This window comes from Chlorobium sp. N1 (assembly GCF_004332115.1).
Classification (GTDB): Bacteria; Bacteroidota; Chlorobiia; order Chlorobiales; family Chlorobiaceae; genus Chlorobium.
In genome coordinates, this window is sequence record NZ_SJPA01000025.1 from 1 (window position 1) to 3147 (window position 3147).

At 48.1% G+C, this 3147-nt stretch carries 3 protein-coding genes; all 3 read left to right on the plus strand.

The genetic code is table 11. The features are described 5' to 3' along the window. Positions 1-114: 114 nt before the first annotated feature. Positions 115-741 (plus strand): hypothetical protein, encoded by a 627-nt coding sequence (locus E0L29_RS11350; RefSeq protein ID WP_131359190.1) that lies wholly within the window; start codon positions 115-117, stop codon positions 739-741. Positions 742-1022: 281 nt separating this feature from the next. Then, positions 1023-2531: an AAA family ATPase gene (locus E0L29_RS11360; protein ID WP_131359195.1), complete on the plus strand. Its 1509-nt coding sequence runs from the start codon at positions 1023-1025 to the stop codon at positions 2529-2531. A 27-nt stretch (positions 2532-2558) separates the two neighbouring features. Next, positions 2559-3071, plus strand: a complete 513-nt coding sequence (locus E0L29_RS11365; protein WP_131359197.1) for a hypothetical protein — start codon at positions 2559-2561, stop codon at positions 3069-3071. Positions 3072-3147 lie beyond the last annotated feature (76 nt).

The window sequence follows — 3147 nt, forward strand, 5'->3', positions numbered from 1 at the left end:
CCAAGAAGCTGCTGGTAATGAGAGATCAGGGATTCCATCACGAGACTGCGGGTTGGATTGGTGAGGCTTGAGACTACGTCAAGCTATCCATTTCCTCCCGCATTCCCACTAAATTTGACGAAGAGCCTCTTTAAAGGGTATTTTGAATTCAAGGGTCTTGAATCGTTTTATGGTGCCTTGAACAGGGTAGAGCCTATTATATATGTCAATAGGCAGCGAAGGTTTACAAATATGGGAACGGTAAATGTTTTGCGTGAATTATGCCAAAGAAAGCCTATTGTTGATAATAGTGTATTTGAGTTATTGATGGCTATTCCGAATCAATATAGAGAAAGCAATAAGCTTTATGCGGCTTGGGTAAGGCGTAAATTTCCGGATTTTTTTAGAGATATTCCATGGCAAAAAACTGGAAAGGTTGTTGGTGAAATCAAAACACGCTCTATTCCGGAAAGAGCAATTGCCAAGGCGATCAGGACAGCAAGGTCTATTTGGGGTATTTCTGACAAAAAAAACTATACCGAATACCCTGCATGGATTCGTGAGGCATCTGTGTCATCATATCTTTCTGATTTGCTGAAACCAGAAGAAAGCGTCTATTCTGACTATGCTGCTGAAGATTGGTATCAAGAGTATCTTCGACCTCATCTAAGTAATACTGCTCACGATAAGAGCGATATGGTTTTACGTGCAGCTACTGTTGAGATTTATCTTCGCAAGGTGTTTGGCAAGCCGACGCCGTGATTATGCATTTCCTTTCCCACATTTCTATCTCTAACTTCCGATCCTGCCAACATGTAAGTTTTGATTTAGCTGCGTTTACTCCTTTTGTGGGGTATAACAATGCTGGGAAGAGCAATCTGCTGGCGGCTATTCGGTGGTTCATCGCTCCTTTTGCTCTTTAAGCAGCTGATTTCAATCAGCTCAGTCTGCCTGTTGTTGTTGAAGGAGAGATAAACGGGATTACTGAAAGTCTTCTTGATAGGCTGGATGTAAAGCATCGTAGCCGGATTGAACCACTCTTGATGGATGGTGGCTTACTGCGCTTCCGTCGTGAACTGTCGTCTCCTGGTGCTGCAAGTACGGCAGTGCTTTCTATATGGAATGCTTCAGTTGGGGAAAGCGGGGAATGGGTTATCAATCCTACCGGTATTGCTGCAGCGCTGAAGGCGCTGTTTCCTGAGCCAGTCGTTATTGGTGCGATGGAGGATGCTGCTGAGGATTCGAGCAGGGTGAAATCGAGCAATACGATCGGTAAACTGCTTGCAGAGTTTTCGGTTGCGCTTGAAGATGCTCACTCCGATCAGCTGGCAATGGTTCTTGCTGATTTGCGTTCCAGTTTCAATGCCAATGGGGGTAGTCGTTCTGCTACGCTGCAGAGATTTGATGAAGAAGCTACCTCAGTCCTTCGTGATTATTTCCCCGGTGTGGCGTTGCACCTTGAAATCCCAGTGCCTGAAATGGGTGCGTTGCTTAAGGGTGCCACCGTTAAGGTCAGTGAGGCTGGTGGTGAGGCTCGTGATTTTTCATGTCTCGGTCATGGTGTGCAGCGAAGCATTCAGATGTCCATGATCCAGTATCTGGCTGAAGTCCGTGAGAGGGCAGTGGGTTCAGGGTCTGAGCCTGATCAACGGTTGTTGATTATCGACGAACCAGAACTGTTCCTCCATCCACAGGCAATCGAACAGGTTCGTGAGGCGTTGAAAAGGTTGTCAAACAATGGGTATCAGGTGCTGTTCACCACGCATTCACCGCTCATGATCGATCGTGAGTCGGTACCCAATACCAGGTTGGTTCGCAAGGGATCCTCTACTACTGTTGCCTCAACCCTTGAGACTGTGTTGCAGCGTTATGTCAATGATGATGGCAGTCGTCTGCAGACATTGCTCGATTTGAAGAACGCCAAGGAGTGGTTGTTTGCGGATCGTGCGCTGCTTGTTGAGGGGATTACGGAAACCCGTGTGTTACCAGCCTTGATTCAGGTCGTGACCGGCAAAAGCCTCGGATCCAGAAGTGTTGCTTTGGTGCAGGTGGATGGCGGTGCAGCTGTTTCAGATTGCATGAATGTGCTGGGTGCTATGGGCATGACCTGTTTTGCGATTGCTGATCTTGACTATGTGCTCGACAAGGCTCCTTCCTCCGGAATGATTGCAAAGGATGATCCTTTGCTGTTGCGTATGCTTGAAGAGTTCAGGGACCTTGCTGAGCAGGATGAACGGGTGCGTCTTGATAACGGCAGACCATGTCGGGATAAGGAGCGGAAGGATAGCCTGAAACCTTCAGCAGCGGTAACGCTCTGGGCCACAACGGTTGGACGAGAAACAGCGGACGCAATGCGGGGCGCGCTGCTTGCACAAGAAGTATGGCTGTGGCCATCTGGAGATATTGAACACCATCTTGGACTGCCTGGCAAGAAGGGACCGGTGCAGGCGAAATTTGTAAATGATATTGAACAAAACGGTTGGCGTCCAGTGGTGTCCGATCCAGAGGCCGTTGAAGAACTTGTTTCGTGGATGGAAACGGTTTGTGCGTGAGGATCGCATGATCTGTTGGGAGAGTGTATGAACATGAAGATCTGGCCGATACGCAGGGTAAACATCTTTTCTTTCCTGGCCTCGGCGCTGATTCTTTTGGCGGGTATCGGATTGGTTTATTCACTGCTGGAGAGCTCCAATGCGCTTACGGTTGAGAGGGTGGCATTACCTGCGGGTATTCTTGTGGCATTGGCCGGGCAGTTGTTTTTTCTGGCGAAAGAGCTTCGGGACAGAGACGAGCGTCGGTCGAGGTTTTATTTGGAGTCCTGTGTGCTTGGGTATGAAGAGGCAAAGGGCTTGTTGCAGGATGGAAATAATAGCAGGCGAGTCTGGATAGCGGCTGCTCGTGCTTTGGTTCATGCTAAAGAGCTCGCTCGTCAGGTGACTGATAAAACCCATTGCCGGGTGCTGGAGCTCTACAGGTTGAAATATAGAGGGGTATTTCACACGGCTATAGCGGATCGTCCAGCATCGTTTTATTATGGTGTTCCACTAGTGTCCGGTTATAAGTCAAATAAATTCAACTGGTTATCGGTATAGGTACTCTCGATTGTGCCGGCTGAGTTCGTAACTAATTGTAAAATATCGACTTTCTCGAATACGCTGAGACTCAGGA